Source organism: Streptomyces chisholmiae (assembly GCF_031845445.1).
Classification (GTDB): domain Bacteria; phylum Actinomycetota; class Actinomycetes; order Streptomycetales; family Streptomycetaceae; genus Streptomyces; species Streptomyces chisholmiae.
Genome location: NZ_JAVREO010000107.1, coordinates 1 through 480 on the forward strand (window position 1 = coordinate 1; position 480 = coordinate 480).

At 65.4% G+C, this 480-nt stretch carries 1 protein-coding gene; it reads left to right on the forward strand.

Annotated features, from left to right (window positions below):
- Positions 1-461, forward strand: a 461-nt coding sequence (locus RM844_RS32300; protein WP_311671010.1) for a hypothetical protein, incomplete at its 5' end; no start/stop codon positions are given.
- Between the last annotated feature and the right edge of the window lie 19 nt (positions 462-480).

The window sequence follows — 480 nt, forward strand, 5'->3', positions numbered from 1 at the left end:
GGTCATCTGGGGATGAAGATTTGAAGCGCGCCGCGGCTGCTTTGGCGGCCGCGCTGCTCGCGGCCTGCGCCACTGCACCGCCAGCCATTCCTGTTTCCACGACAGGGGCACTGGCGCTTTCGGATGACAGAAGCTTCCCGGTAGCGCCGGGGCATGTCCTGCGGGGGGAATGCCCCTTTCCGGCGGAGCGTACGATCTGCGGAGATACTCCTGGCGAAGTGTCGCGCAATGACGAGGCAGGCGAAGAACGCCTCGTCGCTGACTATGTCGGGCGTTTAACCGCGAATGGTTGGCGGGTGATCCAGGAAGGGCCGCGTCCTGTCCTCATCAAGGCCGACGGTCCGGCGCGCTGCGCCCGGCTCGAGGCGCTCATCTGGGACGATGGCAAGGCGGCCCGGATGCGGTTCCAGCGTGTGCTGCGCGTCGAGTTCAATCCGGACGATATTGTCTGCCGCAGCTGAGCTGGGCATGAAGCTCTTG